We start from the raw sequence: 19,805 nt of genomic DNA on the forward strand, positions 1-19,805 counted from the left end.
CTTTATTCTGAACGAGTACGTAAATAATCCAGGGCTTGCTGCAAAAATTCTATATATACTTTCTTTTCATATGAATCCTCGAGATCCGAATGCTCCAATAATCTTATCAACCGTTCGTAGTTATCAATGATTAAAGCCGTACCTACGTCTCTTGCCGTCAAGACACTGTTCAGCCATTCTGTATAATCTATGAAAAATGTAACACTACCCATTTCATAAGCGGTCTTTAAATGGTCAAGGTGATGATAATTGTCCTCTTCCGTTCGATCTCTACCATGCTGACCAAATCTTTCCCAAAGATTTGGATAATCATGATAAATCTCTGTAACTACCTGGGTTACCAAAAACTCTTGCTCCACTTTCTTCACTGAGCGACCACCTCATATTTGGAAACTTTCGGTACAATGCCCTGCAACTCCTGGTCAGGATATTGGCGTTCCAACTCATGAATTTTCTTAAATTGATCGCTTCTTGCCCAATTCAAGTAAGCACTTTTAGATTCCCATTCCAAATGTACAGTTAATTCTCCAGGTTTTCGCTCTTTTTGAAGTAGTTGAAAAGAAAGAAACCCTTCGGCCTGATCAACCAGACGAGATCGTTTTTTATATATATTAATTAATTCTTCAGCTTTATGCTCTGGCACTTCTACAGTCGAGTCAACTACAAACATTTAAAAATCCCCAATCTTAGCTCGTTTTCAATAAATACTATTTTATCATACTAATGAAACGTATGTATAATAGATCACCCTTAGCTTATACTTCTTCATCTTGAACGACTTAATCTGACAATAAGTAAGAAAAAAAATCAAAATACACCGAAGGGTTTAATCATAGAATCAGCGAAGGCGTAATATAGTACACTTTTTGAGGAGGCAAAGCTGTTGAAAGAATATATTCTGAATAATCTTAGCAGGGTTAAAGCTGAAATATTATACTCGGAAGCATGTAGGAATCACTCAAGAATCAGTCAAAAATCTCGACTGGCAGGTATGGAGCTCGCCTATTCAAATATGCTTTTTGTATTAACGGGCAACCGAACATTTGTAGATTTTAAGGATTCAGATCAGGCAAAGAAATTTGTAGATCAATCCGTGAAACAGCATGTACGGAAAGGATTTCGTGTTGGTAATGAGACATTAGACAAATTACTAATAATGGAATACCTGACTGATAACACTAGATGTTAAAAAAAGACACCGTGGCATTGCCCCGGTGTCTTTTTTCGTCTAACTTAATATTTGATGACTTCATCGATCACATGCATTTCTTCATGATCGAGCAAGTTTTTGTTAACCATATCTTCAGCGTTTTTGTTCATATTATCCTGTAAGTCTTTAAGTTCTTCTTTATCACCGACAAGATAAAATCTTTCCCATTCGTACTTCTTAGCCAGCTTATCAATCTTAGGAGCAACGCTCTTGTACCAACGGTAACGGTTATGTTCAAAGCGTTCTTTATACTCATCTCCCTGGGAAGATTTCGCTCCGCCAGATCCCATAGATGGCTGGGCACGATGAGGACCCTGATGCTGTCTCCAGTCTTCAGTATTTAAATCAAGCTCAAATATTTGAGTATCATTCAGCATACCAAGTTCAGCATCAATTACTTTAATCTGCTCTTTTTGAGTTAATACAATCCCTGTCTTAGGGAAAGAGTTACGCATTTCTTTTAATTGATCCAGTACAGGAGTTTCCTCCCAATAAAATTCAGTTTTCACTGGCATTTGGAAACGCTCAGCAAACCATACAGTTTCATCTGCGGTTGCGAACAGAACTACACTTTTAGCAAAGTGCTGTTCATTTTCTTCAATGAACTGCTCTACTTTTTCTTTTACAGCCCAATAATTTCTTTTTTCATCTGAATCTCCATCTTCCTGAAGATAAGACTCAAAGTTATTTAATCCATTTTTTAAGTGTATCTTCCATTCCCCGCCTTGTTGATCAGGGTCAGAAGGGTCGGTGTTTAAATACATTGAAAGTACTTTTTGTGGTTTTTCTAAATGAACTTGCTCTAATTTCTTAATTTCTTTGTTTAAATCCATAAAACAGCGACTCCTTTCAAGTGCTAAATTAACTTCTAGGAAGTATGTTACCTGAAATCGGGGCGCTTAAACTCTAATCCTAACATTTTATTTTTTATTCCTTATTTTCTTTACCAGCCAATTGTTTTTTCCACTTCCTAATTTCATCATAAAATAGGGATGTCTCATCGTTCGAAAGCTGTTCATTTCCATAACGGACTTTCTGATATAAATGGAGATTCTCTGCTGTAATCCCTATCCGTTCAAACCAATTTTGGAGAGACTCATTATACTTACGGCCATACCCGCATTTTTGAGCATAGTTCTCAAATTGCAAAAACTTCTTTCTTACTGGACCGTCAGCAGGACTTCGATTAAATCTCCAAACTGATTCATGATCCTCATCGCTATACTGAAGGGCATAGCTTTTATAAGTTAACTTTTGTCTATCTACTCGATCAGACCTTTTCTTGTTTCTTAAACGGTACATAATATACAAAATGAGAATAATACCAACGATTAGCAAAACGACCGTTCCCGCCTGTGCAGCCTCGGCTAATTGCTCCGAGGGTTCAGCGTCTCCTGAAGATGGTGGTTCATCAGAATCACGAAGTATTTCACTGCCTTCCTGCTCCTGATTTAATTCCGCTAAAGGCTCAATTTCGGATACTTCAAATCCCGTATGCTCTAATATAAAGAAAAACCCCTGTATTCCTTTTAAAAACACCATGGAAACTGCCTGCCATGAACTTGTAATTATTAACCTTAGAGGTTGGAATAAAGCTGCTAGCCCAGATGCTCCAGCGGCAAACCCGAGTATCAGCATCACTATTTTCTTCTTCCCTTTTTTTCGATCACTTTTAGAAACCTCTATGTAATGAGAGAAAAAATAACCAAGAATAATCACACCATACTGCAATGCTAAAACTATGATAATCTCTGGCTGGGCAAAGAAGAGCATACATACAAAAGCAATGATCGTCGTAAACAAAAGCATAAATCGTTCGTTTTCCCGATCAGGTTCCTGCTCATGCAACAGATAACGCCAAACCAGAAAGCCGGAAAGTATGAGGCTAAATACCAATGGTACTCCCATAACTACGCCTATCCCAGCTAATAAAACAGCCACAATAATGAAGGGAAGGAAGCTGGAAGATAACTTCGAAGCCCCAAGGAAGAATAAAAGCGACAATATGACTACTGTTATAAAGGAAAGAAGAGGTACCTGGAGAGAAATCCAGCTCCATCTTCCCACAAGAAATAGAAAAAAGAAAAAAGCCAGACCTTCACTTACAAATTGATAGGAAACGACGGTTAACTTATTACCACTAATCATACATATGCTCCCCTATAAGAAAAAGGCACCAAGATAGCTTGGCCGTCTTCTAATTGGATTTGAAATACTTTCAAACCTTTCCGGCTCCATTCTCTTATGTATTGATAGGTATGTTCAGGTATATCCCCAACAATAATAATGGTTTTCTTTTTGTAGAGCTCATGATGTAATCGGTGCATTAACTCTTCCATTGGCATAAATGACTGGTTAACTTGAATCCTCGCCAATAACTCCAGAGAATCTTTCAAGTGTTGATTTCCACTGCCTTCTGGTTGAAAAAAGAACGGTCTGTCATGCGGTCTCCTCATATTGATTAGCAGTTCGAAATCGTAGTTATTTTGTGTAGCAAAATGACAAAGGTAACTGGCATGAGATAATAAATTTTCTAAGTTTCTCGATATGTGTTCATTCCCAAGCCGGGTTTGCTGCGTTACATTTACAACGATCGTCCAACTTATATCTACTTGGCGTTCATAAACTTTAGTTTGCAGCGTGCCCGTTTTAGCACTTGCTTTCCAGTGAATACGATGAAACGGATCAGAAGATACATAATCCCTGGTTCCTACAGGAGTAAGTAAATCCTCAAATGGGGAAAATGAAGCTCGTTCTTCACCAGGCGCTATTTGAAATACTTCTTCCATTCCATACACTGGCTTTTGAATAGGGTAAATTACTATCTCCGTTTCATAGAGTGGCAGGAAATCCATAGATATTGAAGTGAATTTTATTAGATGCGGAAAACGATATTGAATATCCGTAATCTTAGTAACCCCGCGCTTCACAGCTTTGATTGGAAGTCTTACCTCCTTTTCCCCTTCGCTCATTAATGAGAATGGGAGTGAATATTGATACCCTTTCGTACTCTCTCTGGTAAAAGAATCATCAGCCTTAATGTTCGAGTTGCTCTTAAAAGATAATCGACCGTTTAGGACAGGAGCTTTAGAATTATTTCTAAATCGAAAACGAAGAGATGTATTTTCTCCAGGAAATAATCTAATGGATGTTCTATAATTAAACAGTTTCAGTGAAGACCCGCTGTATCCGTCATACCATTTACTCGCCAGAGCAATAACTACAAGTAAACTAGTTGGTATCAGAAGCATGGATTTATCGAGAAAAAGACTTAATACTCCAGTCAGTAAGATCATCGCCAAAAGAAAATCATAATACTTGCGATTTTCATACCCAAGATCTTTCTTCCACTGTTTCACCGCGTATCTCCCGCTTCAACTGGTACGGGTACTTGTTCTATAATTTCACTTATCACTTGAGAATTCGTTTTTCGAATTGAACCCTCCATTGAAAGGACAATACGATGTTCAAATACATAAGGAGCCAGTTTTTTTATATCCTCAGGCGTCACATAACTTCTCCCATTGAGTAATGCTTTAGCCTGACAGGATCTCATAAAAGCTAATGCTCCACGAGTACTTACTCCTAATTCAATATCGTGATTATGCCTGGTTAAACGTACAAGGTCCAATAAATAATTCATCGTATCCTCGGCAATTGTCACTTTTTTTACTTCTTGGCGTAAGGTCAGAATATCCTCAATATGAAGATCAGCCATTAACGTATGCATTGGTTCATCCATTTGATAGGTACGGAGAATGTTTCTTTCTTCTTCAGCTGAGGGATAGCCCATATCTATCTTAAACATGAATCGATCAAGTTGGGCTTCTGGTAAAGGGAAGGTCCCCTGACTGCTCTCGATTGGGTTCTGAGTAGCGATTACAAATAATGGAGGTTTAATTTGTAATGTTTCTCCATCTACTGTCGTCTGTTTCTCTTCCATAACCTCCAAAAGACTGGACTGAGTTTTAGGAGTGGCACGATTTATTTCATCAGCCAGTAAAATATTCGTCATGACGGGGCCTTCTCGCAATTCAAATTCCTGAGTTTTTGGATTGAAAAATTGAATTCCCGTTACGTCACTGGGAAGCACGTCCGGTGTAAATTGAACACGGCTGAACTTACCATCCATGATCTTCGCAAAACTCTTGGCCAACTTTGTCTTACCTGATCCCGGAACACTTTCCAACAGCACATGGCCATCTGCAAGTATTGCTGTAAATAACAACTCTATAACTTCTTCCTTTCCTAATATCACCTGGTTAATGGATTCGTGCGCTTTCCTTACAGTCTCTGTCCTTATGCCCAATCTTCATTTCCCCCTTATGTATATATACCTACCTAATCGTAACATATTTCTGATAATTCTATAGGACAATAAAAAAACAACCTGTTCTCGGGAGAACAGGTTGTTTGTAAAGGAATCGTTATTCAGCTGTCCATTCATCAATGACATCCTGATGTTCATCGATCCAGTTTTGGGCACCCTCTTCAGGAGTTTCTGCTTCGTTTAAAGCAGCCATCAAACTACCCAGCTGTTGGTCGTCCATCTTGAAGTTGTCAAACCATTTTACAACGGTAGGATTGTCTTCTTCCAAACCTTTACGGGCAGCATATGAAATATTTTCTGATTCACCATATACGCCTTTAGTATCTTCAAGGAACTTAAGATCCATTTCTGCAAATACCCAATGAGGTTTCCAAAGTGTTACAACGATTGGTTCTTCATCTTCAATGGCACCTTTAAGTTCTGTTGTCATTGTTGGGCCAGATGAAGCGGCCAGTGAATAGTCCAAGTCGTATTCATTAATGGCGTCTTCCGTTAATGACATCAGACTTGCGCCAGCGTCTATTCCCACGATTTGTTTCTCATCGAGTGCATCTGTAGTTTTTAAATCTTCTATCGTATTAATGTCTTCCATATATGTTGGTACCACAAGGCCTAATTCTGTACCTTCATACCAAGTTTCGCGCCAGTCAACATCTTCTTCATACTTTTCATAGAAAGCTTTGTCTGTGTTTGGGAGCCAGATTTCCATCCCGATGTCTAGGTCTCCAGAAGAAAGGGCTTCATATAAGAATCCTTTTTCTACTTGTTTAAGCTCCACGTCATACCCTTTTTCTTCTAAGACAATTTTCCACATATTTGATACGGCTACGTTTTCAGCCCAGTTGTTCATACCAATACTAATAGAACCTTTTTCTTCGGTAGATTCGCCGTTATCTGAACCACCATCACCATTTCCACCTTCAGCATTCTCGGAGTCGTCTCCTCCACCACAAGCGGCTAGTACAAGCACGATTCCTAAAAATAATGCAGGAAGCCATTTACGTAAATTGCTCATTAATATCCTCCTTTAGTATATTCCCTGATGACTTTAGTCTTGATTATATTTTCATATTATAGCATAAACAATCTCAAGTTCAAACAATTTTAACTGTACAATCATTCTTTTCAGTTTTTACTAATTTAGTTTTAAAAGCTGATAGCTACCTCAGACATCCAACATTTGGATGACCTGAGGTAACAGTATATGGCATTTATTTATTTGATTTTTTGTGAGCACGACGGTCAGCTGCTTTACTTCTTTCTAGAGCTTCCATATCTTCACGATCGGCAAGCTCTTCAGAAAATTCAACGTCGATACCCGGGTGCTTCTGATCTGTAGGTGTTTGAGGAAGTCGTTGTTTTCTCTTACCTTTTCCGCTGTTGTGTTCATCTCTTCCCATTAGCCATACCCTCCTTTTGGTTGATCATTTCTATTATTTACAACTAAAATCTTTTATATTCTTTGGTCATATTAAATGAAATAAAAAACCCCAGGAACATCCATTTTTTTGGATGACCTGAGGTTACATTTATTTCCATATCAATATTGCTGGATAGTCTGGGTTTTCGAACTGCCTCTAGTAATTGAGAAACAGCTAGAAGCTAGAGCAAGAAGAACAAACAGTCCACCAACTGTGGCGTTATGAATAACTGAACTCTGCTCAATTACTATACCACCTATAGTTGAACCTAAAGCAATTCCTAAATGAAGAGCAGAGTTGTTCAAACTTTGCTGGATATCAGAGGTTTCAGGAGCAGTAACTACAAGATAATTTTGCTGAGCAGGTGTGATTGCCCAGCTTAGAGAACTCCAGAAGACCATGACAATTAAGAATAAAGGTAATGAAAAAGTAACGTAAGGAATGATAAAGATCGCTAAAGCAAACAGTACAATAATACCTATAATGCTCTTCTCCGATCCCCATTTATCTGCCGCCATACCTCCTATACCGCCGCCTGACACTGCTGCCACACCAAAAATAAAGTAAGCAATACTTACCCACGCTGGGTCCAGCCCTAAAGTCGTTTTTAAAAAAGGTGTCAGATAAGCATATAAGGTCAGATGACCTGTTAAAAACAAGAAGGAGGTCAACTGAGCTGAAAAAATTTTCTTATCTTTCAAAGAATGGAGCTGTTCCTTAATTGGAATCACGGGCTTAGGCTTAATTCGTTCCAAAGTAAACGCCACAACAATCATAGAGACTAATGTAAGGATCGAGATAAGTAAGAAAGGAACTCGCCACCCAAATGCATTACCAATGGTTAGACCTATTGGCACGCCCAAAACCAACGATCCGCTAATTCCCATAAAAATAATGCCGATAGCACGTCCCCGGTATTGATTCTCCACAATAGCAGAGGCAATCGTAACCCCCAGCACTACTAACAAGGAACCACTTGCTGCCGTCAGCACTCTTGCCGCCATAAGAATAGCGTAAGAGGGACTCCAGAAAGCTATCATATTTCCTGTAAAAAAGATGAATAACGTCCATAACATTAATTGTTTTCTTTCTATTTTGGCAGTCGCTGTTAAGAGTATGGGCGAAGCCAAAGCAAAAACAAGAGAAAATATTGTAATTAATAATCCAGCCTGTCCTAAAGAAATACGTAAATCAGCAGCAACCAGGTCTAATGTGCCGCCTATAATCAATTCAACCGTACCAACTACAAAAGCAACGATAGCCAGCATATATACTTTTTTGTTCATTCGTCTAAAACCCTCTCTAATTAGGTTACCACTACAATAGTAACCACTTACCTTTACAAAAACAAGAGAAAATATGCTAGTATATTTTACGCAACAACTTATTCCATGTATTCTTTAAACAAGAAGTTATGGACAAGGGGAATCTAGTATGTTACAAAAATTCGGTTTTACTCAATACGAAAGCCAAGTTTTTGAAGTATTATCTGCAAGTCATCAGCCCATGGACGCAAGTACAATTGTTAGATTTTCTCAAGTTCCCAAGTCTAAAGTTTATGAAGTGCTGAATCGAATGGTCGAGAAAGGGCTAATCTTAAGTTCCTCTACTGACCGGAAAAAACTTTATAATGCTGTTCCGCTTGAAACTATTATTGAAAACCTAACCTCCGAGTTTGAAGCTAATGTGAAAGATCTGAGGAATAAAAAATACTCTCCCCCTCCGGTGGACGATCGTGTATGGACAGTAAAAAACAGCAGAACGATCTCGTCTATTACAAAAGAATTAACAGAGAATGCGAACTCCAGCATTTACATATCAGGTTGGAATGATCATTTGAAGGCTCTCACTCCATTACTTGAACAGAAAAAAAATGAAGGCGTTACAGTAGAAGTGCTGTCTGTAGGTGAACTGGAGAGTTCCATTCCACAAACTCATGTGTTAATACCGAATGAAGGTCATGAAGCTCTTGAAAAATATCAATTGTTGATAGTTGATGAAAAGGAGATAATGTTCGCAGGGATTGAACAGGGGGAGTGGCAGGGGATACAAACACTATCCAGATCTCTTGTTAAATTTTTCACTGAATTCTTTTACCACGACGTAGCCCTTACCGAAATTACAAAAAAATATGAAAACATTCTCATGGAAGATGAGAGTATCAAGACGATTCTTATGAAACTGAGGTATTAAAAACACCTCCGGCCTCCTATATTCCGGAGTACCCGAGGTGTAATCATTATACCTTTTCAACTATATAAGCTTTTTTCTCACGGAAGTATTTTTCTCCGTCCTCAGCGGAATGTTCAAAGAACCCTTCGAATACGTCCACAACTTTATATTGGCGCTCTGGATCAGTAAACAATTGTGATTCATTGTTTGATAGAACAACCACATCGGTTGTAGAAACAAAGCTGTCTAATTCTTTTGCTAAATAGTTTTGACCTACTTCTACATTACTTAAACGATGTTGTGTCATTTCTTTATTCCACCTTTCATATAGGGACGGTTTCCCTTTAAATTGAGCTGTAAAACATAAGAAAGCTAATGGATACAGAATGATTATTAGAAAAGAATTTGCAGGATTCTCCTTATATTAAAATAATTCGAAGTTACCAAAGGAAGAGTTTTTTCAAGTTATTCCTCCGGTTAGAAACGGAAGATAACGTGATCCAGCCCCTCTCTCAGGCAAGGATCTGTCTTAAAGATATTAAACGAAGTCATTTGTTGAGCCCGACTTTATCTTTAATAAGCATCTCTCCTCAGGTTTTTTCCTTAAACGTCTAAACCACCTCCCTTGCCTCTACTTTAAAACTAAGGTAAATTAAGGCTGGCAAACACAACAAATAACACTATCCAGCGGTCTGCTTGTAAGAGTGAGGCTGAAGGCTTTAAGACAGGAAAGCCCCTCTTTTTATCTCAGGAACTGCGTGGATGTTCATTACGCTGAATTTAATAGAGGAGAAGCGGGTATATGTGTTATGAAAGTAAAGAATTAATCCCTGCTCAACCTAACGATTAACCCAAAACTTACAATCAATATTACTTCGATTGATCAGCAAATGAGTTGTAAAAGTATGAAAAGGGATTGAAAGTGGAGGAGTCTGTTAAAAAGTTATTATCAATAGTCAAAGATTAAGAGTGGAAAGCACAGACCGTATGCATGGTATAATCTGTGAAATATTGATATAAAGAAGCCCCATCAATTGTCTTTATTGCGACTGAGTCTTTTAAATAAATAGAGGTGTAAACTTGTTAGAATATAAAGTATTTAGTGAAGAACATACAAAACCATATGTACTTTTACTTCATGGGATAGGTGGAAGTGCCAACATCTTTTTCCCTCAAATTAAAGAATATAAAAAACATTTTAATGTTGTCGCTGTTCATCTCCGTGGACATAAGGGGTCCCCAAGTGTTTATACAAACTCAAGCTCGTTTTCTTTTAAAGAGGCGGCTAATGATGTTATCGAGGTTATGGATCAATTACGAATTAAGAAAGCGCATTTCGTTGGGGTGTCTCTCGGAACGGTTATCATTCACCAGTTGCTATCTATGGCCCCTAACCGCGTAGAAACTGCCGTAATGGGAGGAGCCATAACAAAAATTAACCCTATATCGAGGCTGCTTCTTGCTTTTGGAAAGCTGGCCAAGAATGTCATGCCATATTTATGGCTGTATTCTTTGTTTGCACGAGTGCTGATGCCTAGAAAAAACCACAAAGAATCAAGGAATGCTTTCATAAAAGAAGCTTCTCAAATGAAACGAGCAGAGTTTTTAGGTTGGTATGATATAGCTCCCACTGTAGACACTACCTTTGAGAATGTAGAAAAAACGGCTGGATCTATTCCTAAACTTTACCTTATGGGCAGCGGAGACCGCATGTTTAAAAAAGATACATGGAAGGATGTAAGGAATATACCTAATACAACATGCCTTTTCATTCCTAATTCCGGCCATGTAGTAAACCTGGACACGCCAGAAATTTTCAATAACTGCTCAATCTCATATATCAAAGCCAAAGGAAACATCCATGGCTCCATACTAGAAGAAAAGACTTGAAATATCGGTTTATAAAAGGAGAAAGAGGTCCGGCGAATCGGCTCTTTCTCCAATAAAAAGATGGTCATGTGTATATTTATCCTAAGAACCCCTCCCGCTCCTAAAGCCTTCTCCTCCTAAATGGATAACAAGCGTTTCCGATACAGCAGTATGATCAATTCTATCAATAATTTAGGAAATCGCTTAGGGAAAAACTTTCTCAAGTAAAACTTATAGTATGCTTTCTTCAAGTCGGGCCAATATTGACATTCGTAAGGTTGAGTGAATCTTACCACATCAATCAGTACTACTTCGTTATTTCTGGTTAGCATAATATTTCTCAGATGTATATCACTAGGTGTCAAGCCCCTACTTCTCACATATGTTAACACTTCATCAACTTTACGTACCATCTCTGGAGTAATACGTTTTCCAGTTGTGAGACAGTCGTAAAAAGTAATACCTTCTACATACTCCAGAATTAAATAGCCATCTCCAACTTCTATTAAACGTGGAAAAAATACTCGGTTGGATAAGCGATTATAAACCTCTGCTTCTCTGAATGCTAAATGCTTATGAGAAGGGTAAAAGACTTTGATTACCTGATTGATGTTTTTCATTTTAAAAACAGCCGCACTGCGCCCCTGACCTACACACTCGAGTTCAACCGGAGAAGTTACAATACGGTTATCTTTAAACACAATTGCCTCGACCAGATCTTCTATCTTTTTCATAGTATCCCCTCTATGGAAAAACGTTTATTTATTACTTTCTATTATACCGGAGTTCACAAAAAAAGAATGAACTTTGCTTGTTCATTCTAATTTACGCAACTATATCATTTTAGTGCTCAAATAAGAAAGCGGGAAGATTTTCTTCCCGCTTTCTTATTTGAGCACTATTTATTTTTTTCCATAAGATCCTTCTGGGCTTGTCTAACTAATTCTTTTACCATTTGTCCCCCGATTGGTCCGCCAATTCGGCCAGCGTCCCGTGTACTTAAGTCTCCGTTATCATATCGGTTTAATGGTATGCCTTTTTCTTCTGCAACTTCAAACTTTGCATTTTCAGGAGTCTGGCTTTTCAGCAGTCTTTGCTTCAAATCATCCAGGCCTTTTTGTGCCTCTGGAACTAATATTTTATTTTTTCTGGCCATATAAATAACTCCTCACTTCTTATACTTAGGAAAACAATCTCGTGAAAGAGGTTTGCCTTCATGACTTATTAAATTTCCATCCTGGTCTAATTGATCAATGTTACCGTCGATCGATCCTTCCGTCATCGTGTCCGAAACTTGTTCGTGAGTGACTGAAAGACCCTGCGATGCTTCATCAGTTTTTTCGTAATCAGCCTGCTCATAATTGCGTTCAGCTATTTCTTCTATTTTTTGTTTTTTATTTTTCAAGATAAATACCTCCTTTACTTGCTCTTAGTTTCTACTTCTTTATTTAAATTCATTCGATGTCCTTTAAATGAACAACTAAAGCTTGGATAAAATTATTTTTATCATCCAAACTATATATGGAGGTGTTAAACGATGAGCAAGAAAAGTAATGCCAATAAAAGAAAGGTCCCAAAAACCGTGAATCCTCAAGGTTTGACAGAAGACATAGCCGATCAGCAGCCAGATTCCCAATTTGAACAAAAAGCTAAAAAAAGTAATACTAAAAGATAAAAGCTGACGCTTGCCGTCAGCTTTCTTTTAGAAACCTTGAAACAAACGAAATCGAAGGTTTTTCATCATACATTTGATAAATGGTTTGAGAAATACGGATCGGATCTCCAAAAAAGAACCGCTCATAAAGTGTTTGTCTCGAACCGAACGAGCTCATAGTCAGATCCCATGCTAACCTGAATAAAGCTACCCTATCCTTACCTTTCCAATCCCCTGCTCTCAAGTAATGGTTTAATTCTTCTCCTACACTTGAATCAAACGTTTTTTCGTGAGGAATAGTCATTAATCCACTTGCACCTATCAGTTGAATGATTTCAATCAATCGAGGATACAATTCCTGTGTTTGATTAATGGCTACATATAGAGGCTGAACAGAGGGCACAATTGTTCCACTTTTGTCAGTTTCAGCCTGGCATTCAGAATAGTGGAGCAAAGCCTTTAAACTCTCCAAGCCTTTTATAATTTCAACCACTTTGGCCTGAATATGCTGGTATTCTCCTATATTGATGGTCTCCACAATTTGGTGAGCGATGCCTAATAGAAACTCTAATTTAATAATTTGTCTGGAAATAATCTGATGGAGCGTGAATGGAATGAATTTACCTTTCTTATAAAAGTTATCAGCTGCTCGTATATTATCATGCAGGAATACTCTTTCCCACGGAACTAGTACATCATCAAATATTACCACCGTATCCATTTCATCAAATTTAGATGAGAGAGGAGAATTATAAGAGGAATGGTCATTACTGAAGGATTCCCGGCAAATATACTTTAATCCTTTCGTATTGCTGGGAATTGAAAAACCGTAGGTGTGAGCGCTCTCTTGTACTCCGGGGGCAGAAAAAACAATGATTTGATCTGTCATGCCGCCCTGAGTGGCCAGCAGTTTAGCTCCTTTAATAATAAGCCCCGTTTTCGTTCGGCTCACGATACGTGCATTGGTTACATCTTCATCAAGAAAAGCCAGTTTACCACGATTAGTCTGAGGATTTACAAACGTGTGCGTAAAGGTAAGATCTTGTTCACGCGCTTCCTCATAGATGGATAACAAACGATCCGGATAGCAATTAGCTTCCCCTCTTAATAAGTCGGCTGAAGCGGCAAAGGACGCAAACACTGTATTCATATAGTCAGGACTCCGCCCTAATAAACCGCCTGAATGGCGTGCCCAGCATTGAATCATCTTTCTTCTTTTTTCAAGATCTTCTTTTGTTTTCGGAATTAAGTAAGAGATACCAATCTCATTTCCCGTGGTATCTGACATGAAAGTTAATTCTTTTTTATGACCGGGGTTCAACTGCAAATCATAAAGCTCGCCCTGAGTCTGGATTACTCCTTTAAATGCAGGGTGACTTGATATTCTTCCCGTAACCCGTTCTCCGTCCAGCCAAACTTCCGCGTTTATCCCATCCACTCTTTCCTTGTACTCATCACCTGATATGGCAGGCATGTAATCACTCCCTTTGCTTACGTACACACAAAAACAGCCGATAACATACCTTATTACTTTGTAAAGATTATGTGAAAAATTCCCTACAAAAAGCCCACCTATTTAAGATGGGCTTGAAGGTTAGGACTGAGATACTGTTTCCGTCGTAAATTGCTCGGATTCGGTAGAGCCTTTTAATGCCGTAGTGGACGACGTACCTCCTGAAATAATTTGAGCTACTTCATCAAAATAGCCGGTTCCTACTTCCCGCTGGTGTCTGGTAGCTGAATATCCGTAAGTCTCACTACTAAATTCAGCTTGCTGTAATTCAGAATAAGCTTCCATTCCACGGTCTTTATAATGTCTGGCTAATTCAAACATGCCATGATTAAGCGCGTGAAAACCTGCAAGAGTTACAAACTGAAATTTATAACCCATCTCACCAAGTGTCCGTTGAAAACTCGCGATCGTCTCGTCATCCAGTTTTTTCTTCCAATTAAAAGAAGGCGAACAATTGTAGGCAAGCAGTTTTCCTGGAAACTTTTCATGAATGGCTTCCGCAAATCTTTTTGCTTCTTCTATGTTTGGTTCCGAGGTTTCACACCACACTAAGTCTGCATAAGGGGCATAAGCTAACCCTCTTGAAATCGCCTGATCTATCCCCGCTTCCGTTTTATAAAAACCTTCCGCTGTCCTTTCTCCTGTTAGAAATTCCGCATCACTTCCATCCACATCACTTGTGATAAGATCCGCTGCATTCGCATCGGTTCGCGCTATAATAATAGTAGGGACACCCATTACATCAGCTGCAAAGCGTGCAGAGATTAAATTTCGAACAGCTGTTTGAGTAGGCAGAAGAACCTTACCACCAAGGTGGCCGCATTTCTTCTCTGAGGATAGCTGATCTTCAAAGTGGACGGCCGATGCTCCCGCTTCTATCATTCCTTTCATTAATTCAAAAACGTTTAGCTGTCCCCCAAAACCCGCTTCGGCATCCGCAACAATAGGGGCGAACCAGTCAATGTCGTGTTTTCCTTCCATATGATGAATTTGATCTGCACGCTGTAATGCCTGATTAATTCTTTTAACTACCTGAGGCACGCTGTTCGCAGGATACAAGCTTTGATCCGGGTACATGTGTCCCGACATATTAGCGTCCGCTGCTACCTGCCAACCACTCAGATAAATAGCCTTAAGTCCGGCTTTTACTTGCTGCATTGCCTGGTTTCCAGTTAGAGCACCCAAGGCGTGAACATAGTCTTCTTCATGGAGAAGGTTCCACAATTTTTCGGCGCCCTTTTCAGCAAGTGTATGTTGGATATCCATAGACCCTCTTAATCGGATAACGTCTTCTGGCTCATATGGACGTAACACGCCGCTCCAACGTTGTTCTTGCCATTGATTTCTTAGTTTTTCTACTCTCTCATTCATCATTCCGCTCATCCCCCTCAAGATAACTGCTCATAGGCTTTAATGGTTAAAAAGTCTTCAAACTCATCATTTCTAATTAAGGTATCGAATAGTTTTTCAGCTTCTTTATATGGCCGTTTTTTGAAAAAATCGGCACTTACTTCTTGTCGGATAGCCTCCATCTCTTCTTCTTTTAACTTATCGTAAAGCTCAAACGTAATTATACGTCCGTCATTCAATGTACCTTTTGGATGACGGATCCATTGCCACACTTGAGCTCTTGAAATTTCAGCCGTTGCAGCATCTTCCATTAAGTGATGAATCGGTGCAGCTCCTTTTCCAGCGAGCCATGATGCAATGTATTGAATCCCTATGTTAATGTTCGTGCGTAACCCCTCTTCCGTAATTTCTCCTTCAGGAACTTCCAGCAAGTCTGCTGCTGAAACTGTAATCTTCTCTTTCGTTTTACTGATTTGATTGGGTTCCGGCATTTCCTCATTGAACACTTCCATGGCCGCCTGAACCATTCCAGGATGAGCTACCCAGGTCCCATCATGTCCGTCTCGGACTTCCCTTTTCTTGTCAGCTATTACTTTTTGAAAAGCTGCTTCATTCTTGGAGGGATCATTTTTTACAGGTATTTGAGCTGCCATGCCTCCTATCGCAGGAGCTCCACGGTTATGACACGTTTGAATGGTCAGTAAAGAATAGGCACGCATAAATGGAACAGTCATCGTTACTTCTGAACGATCAGGAAGTATCATAGATGGATCGTGACGGAATTTTTTTAAGTAACTGAAGATATAATCCCAGCGTCCGCAATTAAGTCCTGCCGAGTGTTCCTTTAATTCATACAATATTTCATCCATTTCATAAGCGGCGAGGATCGTTTCCAATAAAACCGTTGCTTTAATTGTTCCTTGAGGAATGTTCATGTAGTTCTGAGCATAAACGAAAATGTCGTTCCATAACCGCGCTTCTTTGTGATTTTCAAGTTTAGGGAGATAAAAGTAAGGGCCTGATCCGTTCTTTATCAGCTGTTTGGCATTGTGGAAAAAATACAATCCGAAATCAACGAGACTTCCAGACATTGCCTTATCCTGATAAGTTAGGTGCTTTTCCTCTAAGTGCCAGCCTCTCGGTCGCACCATAAGTACAGCTGTATCTTTTTCCAGTTGATACAATTTACCTTTATCATTTTGAAAGGTAATGGTTTTCTGAATCGCGTCCCGCAAATTAATCTGCCCGTGAATCGTATTCGACCACGTGGGCGAGTTGGCATCCTCAAAGTCCGCCATAAATACTTTTGCTCCAGAATTCAGCCCATTAATGACCATCTTACGATCAACAGGACCGGTAATTTCTACTCTTCGATCTTTTAAATCTTTTGGCAGATAACTTATCTGCCAATTCCCTTGTCGGATACGTTCCGTTTCTTTAAGAAAATCCGGCTTTTCCCCTCGCTCTAACTTTGATTGAACTTCTTCCCTTTTTTCTAATAATTGCTCTCGTCTCTCTTCAAAATGAAGATGTAAGGATTCTAGAAAATCCAGAGCTTCTTGGTTTAAAATTTCTTCAAAACCTGGTTGCAGGTGGCCCTTCACCTTGATCCCGGAAAACTTTGTCTCCATTTCCAACCCCCTCTTTATGTTATATATTAGATAACAAAATTATATATTGTTATATAACAGAAATAACGTACTTTTATTCAGCTTTCTTAGACAGACACCGATCGCATTCCATCATGTAAGTATAATGATGACCCTTCACTTCAGCACCACATTGCGGACATGGAACAGAAACCGTTTGATTTTTCTTTTTCATTTTAAATTCCTCCTTTTTTATATAACAGCTTAACTAACCTTTAACTGTTATGATACAGTTTACGATGTAACAACTTGTTTTGCAACAGTTTTTTGAAAATTTTATATAAATAGGCAGATGATGTAATATATCTCTCCCTCAAAAACTGGGAAATAACGGGCTTCATGGGCTATATATACCTCCATAATTTTTTTCAACAGCCTAAAAATGCCTGCCACGATGGGCAGGCATTTTATTTAAGCAAAAATTTCGTGTATTTGCTTTACTTCCTCTTTAGATAGCTCTAAATCCAATGTCTTTAAGTTGTTCGTTACTTGGTCTATTTTTTTAGCACCGGGGATGACAGCATCAATCGAGTCCTGAGTTAAATACCAGGCTAGCACGAGGTTTGGAACCTCTACATTTTTCGAATGAGCTATTCTTTTCAACTGATCGACTTTTTGCAAATTTTTTATATATTCTTCGCCCTGGAACAACGGGTTTTTAGCACGAAAATCATTGAATGTTGTATGTTCGTTATATTTCCCTGTTAGCAGACCAGAAGCAAATGGGAAATAAGGTACAAAGGAAATTCCATTCTCGGCTGTGTAAGGAAGCATCTCCTTTTCTGCTTCTCGTTTAAACAGATTGTATTCTCCCTGAATTACATCTACATATCCGTCCTTATCCGCCTCTTTCAACTGATCGACTGAAAAGTTCGACACTCCTATGGAACGAATTTTACCTTGATCCTTCATTTCTTTTAAAGCTCCCACAGCTTCATCTTTTGGTGTATGATCATCTGGAAAGTGTATATAAAATAAATCAATGTAATCTGTCTGTAGACGATCCAAACTTCCTTCCACAGCCTCTTTTAGAAAAGAAGGCGAGTTGTTAAAAACCACGTCGTCTCCTTTAAACTCATGTGCACCTTTAGTGGCTAGTACGACCTCTTCACGATTACCCCGCTCTTTGATAACTTGACCAACTAGTTCCTCAGAACGCTTCGGGCCATAAATAAAAGCTGTGTCTAAAAAGTTCATATTGTTCTCAAGCGCCGTACGCACCACATCTTTTCCAGCTTCTTCATCAAGATTCGGATATATATTATGACCGCCTACAGCGTTTGTACCCAATCCTATTGGGTTTACGGATAAACCTGATTTCCCAAGACTCACCAATTTGTCCATTTTACTCATCTCCTTTATCAATTCTTCTATTCTTTTACCACGTTATTATAAGAAGAAAACAGCACACGCAGACTTTAAACACATCCCCTGGAACTATTGAAAAAAGAGTGATTCCCAATGTTAAAGAAGAGCGGCTCTACTTTAGAGCCGCTCTTCTTTAGATCTCTAAATGTTTTGTACAATTAAACAATTCACAAGACCAATGACCTTGTTCTAATATAACTTCTGTGATGGAAGTATTTCTCATATGTTCTTTTCGTATTTTCACAGGATCAAGTTCGCTTACCAAATGACTGATTAAAGCACCATGACTAACCACTAAAATATTTCTCCCGGTATTTCTTTTCACCAGCTCATTGATGACGGAGATCCCCCGTTCCTTAATTCTTTCTTTTTTCTCAATTCCCAGGTCGAGCTCCCGCCAGCCGCTTCCCCATTTTTCAATTCTTTCTTCCTCTGTCGTCCCCTCAATTTGACCGCCGTCCACCTCCTGCAGGCGGATATCGTAACTGATCTCCAAGCCCAGCCGATTGGAAATAATCTGTGCCGTTTGAGCAGCCCTCTTTAATGGACTTGTGTATAACACTTCCCATTCTTCTGTATGTAATCGCTCTGCAAGCTTTTCAGCATCACTTATTCCTTCTTGGTTTAAAGGTATGTCTGACTTACCCTGAGCACGTTTTTCTTTATTCCAAGATGTACTTCCATGACGGATCAATCCTATTTTAGTCATTTTACTTCATTACCTCCTTAAAATTTGCTCTATTAAATCTCAGGGTTAATAGCTAAAGAAAAGCTCCCGATTACTGTAAGACTCAGTTTCGAGATAGTTGGGGTCCGTTACTCTATGTGGAAGAGGGCTGGTGGGGAAATAACTCGCTTTCCTATGGGGGAACGGTGAGCTTCCTCGCTTGTTTCACTCCCTGCGGGATCTCACCTAGTTCCTTCTCCCATGGGAGTCTCGCCATTTCCCCACCAACCCAACTATAATTTTGTGAACGGACCCTGCCAGAAGAGAAAAGTCCTCCTCCTTAATCTGTATTAAATGCTTTTATGACAGGCTATTACGCATCGTTACATCCTGAAAGTAGATACAAAGCCAAATGGTCTAATTCCTCATTACGTAGGTGATTTTTTAAGTAGTTTCGAGTTTCTGATTTAGCAAGGTCCGGAGGGGGACGATGAAGACTCCTGTGGGATGAAAAGACTGAGGAGGCTCAGCACATGCCCACGGAAAGCGAATCGTCCCCCTCAGGACCTTCACAGTAACCCGATATCTCGAATCTGAATCTT

22 protein-coding genes are annotated in these 19,805 nt (G+C 39.1%); 4 read left to right on the forward strand and 18 right to left on the reverse strand.

All coding sequences use genetic code 11. From position 1 onward, the window contains the following. Nucleotides 1–2: 2 nt before the first annotated feature. A complete protein-coding gene (locus tag BMZ06_RS09320; RefSeq protein WP_245755990.1) occupies nucleotides 3–368 on the reverse strand; it encodes a hypothetical protein in 366 nt (121 codons plus the stop codon). Then, on the reverse strand, nucleotides 365–670 hold the full coding sequence (locus BMZ06_RS09325) for an antibiotic biosynthesis monooxygenase family protein (protein ID WP_089751776.1): 306 nt from the start codon (nucleotides 668–670) through the stop codon (nucleotides 365–367). The genes BMZ06_RS09320 and BMZ06_RS09325 overlap by 4 nt, the downstream gene beginning before the upstream one ends. Nucleotides 671–883: 213 nt before the next feature. Between BMZ06_RS09325 and BMZ06_RS09330 the strand changes: the two genes are divergently transcribed. After that, nucleotides 884–1,189: a hypothetical protein gene (locus BMZ06_RS09330; protein ID WP_089751777.1), complete on the forward strand. Its 306-nt coding sequence runs from the start codon at nucleotides 884–886 to the stop codon at nucleotides 1,187–1,189. A 44-nt stretch (nucleotides 1,190–1,233) separates the two neighbouring features. Here the strand turns inward: BMZ06_RS09330 and BMZ06_RS09335 are convergent, their stop codons facing one another. The 7 genes from BMZ06_RS09335 to BMZ06_RS09365 all read right to left on the reverse strand — a co-directional run bounded on the left by BMZ06_RS09335 (nucleotide 1,234) and on the right by BMZ06_RS09365 (nucleotide 8,247). Then, a complete protein-coding gene (locus tag BMZ06_RS09335; protein WP_089751778.1) occupies nucleotides 1,234–2,043 on the reverse strand; it encodes a VLRF1 family aeRF1-type release factor in 810 nt (269 codons plus the stop codon). Nucleotides 2,044–2,137: 94 nt separating this feature from the next. Further along, nucleotides 2,138–3,358 (reverse strand): hypothetical protein, encoded by a 1,221-nt coding sequence (locus BMZ06_RS09340; protein ID WP_089751779.1) that lies wholly within the window; start codon nucleotides 3,356–3,358, stop codon nucleotides 2,138–2,140. Beyond that, nucleotides 3,355–4,569: a DUF58 domain-containing protein gene (locus tag BMZ06_RS09345; protein WP_089751780.1), complete on the reverse strand. Its 1,215-nt coding sequence runs from the start codon at nucleotides 4,567–4,569 to the stop codon at nucleotides 3,355–3,357. The genes BMZ06_RS09340 and BMZ06_RS09345 overlap by 4 nt, the downstream gene beginning before the upstream one ends. Continuing rightward, nucleotides 4,566–5,519: an AAA family ATPase gene (locus tag BMZ06_RS09350; RefSeq protein ID WP_089751781.1), complete on the reverse strand. Its 954-nt coding sequence runs from the start codon at nucleotides 5,517–5,519 to the stop codon at nucleotides 4,566–4,568. Before BMZ06_RS09350 ends, BMZ06_RS09345 begins: the two co-directional genes overlap by 4 nt. 118 nt (nucleotides 5,520–5,637) lie before the next feature. Further along, nucleotides 5,638–6,555 (reverse strand): glycine betaine ABC transporter substrate-binding protein, encoded by a 918-nt coding sequence (locus tag BMZ06_RS09355; protein ID WP_089751782.1) that lies wholly within the window; start codon nucleotides 6,553–6,555, stop codon nucleotides 5,638–5,640. A 196-nt stretch (nucleotides 6,556–6,751) separates the two neighbouring features. Continuing rightward, nucleotides 6,752–6,940 (reverse strand): YfhD family protein, encoded by a 189-nt coding sequence (locus BMZ06_RS09360; RefSeq protein WP_089751783.1) that lies wholly within the window; start codon nucleotides 6,938–6,940, stop codon nucleotides 6,752–6,754. A 140-nt stretch (nucleotides 6,941–7,080) separates the two neighbouring features. Continuing rightward, complete coding sequence (locus BMZ06_RS09365) at nucleotides 7,081–8,247, reverse strand: MFS transporter (RefSeq protein WP_089751784.1); 1,167 nt, start codon at nucleotides 8,245–8,247, stop codon at nucleotides 7,081–7,083. Nucleotides 8,248–8,395: 148 nt separating this feature from the next. Between BMZ06_RS09365 and BMZ06_RS09370 the strand changes: the two genes are divergently transcribed. Next, complete coding sequence (locus BMZ06_RS09370; protein ID WP_089751785.1) at nucleotides 8,396–9,154, forward strand: TrmB family transcriptional regulator; 759 nt, start codon at nucleotides 8,396–8,398, stop codon at nucleotides 9,152–9,154. A gap of 46 nt (nucleotides 9,155–9,200) precedes the next feature. Here BMZ06_RS09370 and BMZ06_RS09375 read toward each other — a convergent pair whose 3' ends face one another. Then, nucleotides 9,201–9,440, reverse strand: a complete 240-nt coding sequence (locus BMZ06_RS09375) for a hypothetical protein (RefSeq protein ID WP_014644194.1) — start codon at nucleotides 9,438–9,440, stop codon at nucleotides 9,201–9,203. A 773-nt stretch (nucleotides 9,441–10,213) separates the two neighbouring features. Here BMZ06_RS09375 and BMZ06_RS09380 point away from each other — a divergent pair. Continuing rightward, nucleotides 10,214–11,023: an alpha/beta fold hydrolase gene (locus BMZ06_RS09380; protein WP_175477849.1), complete on the forward strand. Its 810-nt coding sequence runs from the start codon at nucleotides 10,214–10,216 to the stop codon at nucleotides 11,021–11,023. A gap of 116 nt (nucleotides 11,024–11,139) precedes the next feature. Here the strand turns inward: BMZ06_RS09380 and BMZ06_RS09385 are convergent, their stop codons facing one another. The 3 genes from BMZ06_RS09385 to BMZ06_RS09395 all read right to left on the reverse strand — a co-directional run bounded on the left by BMZ06_RS09385 (nucleotide 11,140) and on the right by BMZ06_RS09395 (nucleotide 12,407). Then, entirely contained in the window at nucleotides 11,140–11,736 is a 597-nt protein-coding gene (locus tag BMZ06_RS09385; protein ID WP_089751787.1) for an RIO1 family regulatory kinase/ATPase domain-containing protein, read from the reverse strand. Nucleotides 11,737–11,900: 164 nt separating this feature from the next. Next, the gene (locus BMZ06_RS09390; protein ID WP_089751788.1) at nucleotides 11,901–12,158 is read right to left on the reverse strand and encodes an alpha/beta-type small acid-soluble spore protein; all 258 of its coding nucleotides are present in this window, start codon (nucleotides 12,156–12,158) and stop codon (nucleotides 11,901–11,903) included. Nucleotides 12,159–12,170: 12 nt separating this feature from the next. Then, a complete protein-coding gene (locus BMZ06_RS09395) occupies nucleotides 12,171–12,407 on the reverse strand; it encodes a YozQ family protein (RefSeq protein WP_245755991.1) in 237 nt (78 codons plus the stop codon). 132 nt (nucleotides 12,408–12,539) lie between these two features. On the opposite strand from BMZ06_RS09395, the gene BMZ06_RS20670 reads away from it, so the two are divergent. Beyond that, complete coding sequence (locus BMZ06_RS20670; protein ID WP_175477850.1) at nucleotides 12,540–12,677, forward strand: hypothetical protein; 138 nt, start codon at nucleotides 12,540–12,542, stop codon at nucleotides 12,675–12,677. Between the two features lie 16 nt (nucleotides 12,678–12,693). Here the strand turns inward: BMZ06_RS20670 and hpaB are convergent, their stop codons facing one another. The 5 genes from hpaB to BMZ06_RS09420 all read right to left on the reverse strand — a co-directional run bounded on the left by hpaB (nucleotide 12,694) and on the right by BMZ06_RS09420 (nucleotide 19,245). Further along, nucleotides 12,694–14,130: a 4-hydroxyphenylacetate 3-monooxygenase, oxygenase component gene (gene hpaB, locus BMZ06_RS09400; RefSeq protein WP_089751790.1), complete on the reverse strand. Its 1,437-nt coding sequence runs from the start codon at nucleotides 14,128–14,130 to the stop codon at nucleotides 12,694–12,696. A 120-nt stretch (nucleotides 14,131–14,250) separates the two neighbouring features. Continuing rightward, nucleotides 14,251–15,552 (reverse strand): isocitrate lyase, encoded by a 1,302-nt coding sequence (aceA, locus tag BMZ06_RS09405; protein ID WP_425431754.1) that lies wholly within the window; start codon nucleotides 15,550–15,552, stop codon nucleotides 14,251–14,253. Nucleotides 15,553–15,557: 5 nt separating this feature from the next. Continuing rightward, the gene (aceB, locus tag BMZ06_RS09410) at nucleotides 15,558–17,150 is read right to left on the reverse strand and encodes a malate synthase A (RefSeq protein WP_089751792.1); all 1,593 of its coding nucleotides are present in this window, start codon (nucleotides 17,148–17,150) and stop codon (nucleotides 15,558–15,560) included. Nucleotides 17,151–17,579: 429 nt separating this feature from the next. Continuing rightward, nucleotides 17,580–18,512: an aldo/keto reductase gene (locus BMZ06_RS09415; RefSeq protein WP_089751793.1), complete on the reverse strand. Its 933-nt coding sequence runs from the start codon at nucleotides 18,510–18,512 to the stop codon at nucleotides 17,580–17,582. A 157-nt stretch (nucleotides 18,513–18,669) separates the two neighbouring features. Then, nucleotides 18,670–19,245, reverse strand: a complete 576-nt coding sequence (locus BMZ06_RS09420) for a histidine phosphatase family protein (protein WP_089751794.1) — start codon at nucleotides 19,243–19,245, stop codon at nucleotides 18,670–18,672. Nucleotides 19,246–19,805 lie beyond the last annotated feature (560 nt).

The organism is Halobacillus alkaliphilus (genome assembly GCF_900113125.1).
GTDB classification, from domain to species: Bacteria; Bacillota; Bacilli; order Bacillales; family Halobacillaceae; genus Halobacillus; species Halobacillus alkaliphilus.

Coding starts and splice junctions, on each gene's coding strand:
- BMZ06_RS09325 (WP_089751776.1), bottom strand. CDS start 670: ATGTTTGTAGTTGACTCGACTGTAGAAGTGCCAGAGCATAAAGCTGAA.
- BMZ06_RS09335 (WP_089751778.1), bottom strand. CDS start 2,043: ATGGATTTAAACAAAGAAATTAAGAAATTAGAGCAAGTTCATTTAGAA.
- BMZ06_RS09340 (WP_089751779.1), bottom strand. CDS start 3,358: ATGATTAGTGGTAATAAGTTAACCGTCGTTTCCTATCAATTTGTAAGT.
- BMZ06_RS09355 (WP_089751782.1), bottom strand. CDS start 6,555: ATGAGCAATTTACGTAAATGGCTTCCTGCATTATTTTTAGGAATCGTG.
- BMZ06_RS09360 (WP_089751783.1), bottom strand. CDS start 6,940: ATGGGAAGAGATGAACACAACAGCGGAAAAGGTAAGAGAAAACAACGA.
- BMZ06_RS09365 (WP_089751784.1), bottom strand. CDS start 8,247: ATGAACAAAAAAGTATATATGCTGGCTATCGTTGCTTTTGTAGTTGGT.
- BMZ06_RS09370 (WP_089751785.1), top strand. CDS start 8,396: ATGTTACAAAAATTCGGTTTTACTCAATACGAAAGCCAAGTTTTTGAA.
- BMZ06_RS09375 (WP_014644194.1), bottom strand. CDS start 9,440: ATGACACAACATCGTTTAAGTAATGTAGAAGTAGGTCAAAACTATTTA.
- BMZ06_RS09385 (WP_089751787.1), bottom strand. CDS start 11,736: ATGAAAAAGATAGAAGATCTGGTCGAGGCAATTGTGTTTAAAGATAAC.
- BMZ06_RS09390 (WP_089751788.1), bottom strand. CDS start 12,158: ATGGCCAGAAAAAATAAAATATTAGTTCCAGAGGCACAAAAAGGCCTG.
- BMZ06_RS20670 (WP_175477850.1), top strand. CDS start 12,540: ATGAGCAAGAAAAGTAATGCCAATAAAAGAAAGGTCCCAAAAACCGTG.
- hpaB (WP_089751790.1), bottom strand. CDS start 14,130: ATGCCTGCCATATCAGGTGATGAGTACAAGGAAAGAGTGGATGGGATA.
- aceA (WP_425431754.1), bottom strand. CDS start 15,552: ATGAGCGGAATGATGAATGAGAGAGTAGAAAAACTAAGAAATCAATGG.
- aceB (WP_089751792.1), bottom strand. CDS start 17,150: ATGGAGACAAAGTTTTCCGGGATCAAGGTGAAGGGCCACCTGCAACCA.
- BMZ06_RS09415 (WP_089751793.1), bottom strand. CDS start 18,512: ATGGACAAATTGGTGAGTCTTGGGAAATCAGGTTTATCCGTAAACCCA.
- BMZ06_RS09420 (WP_089751794.1), bottom strand. CDS start 19,245: ATGACTAAAATAGGATTGATCCGTCATGGAAGTACATCTTGGAATAAA.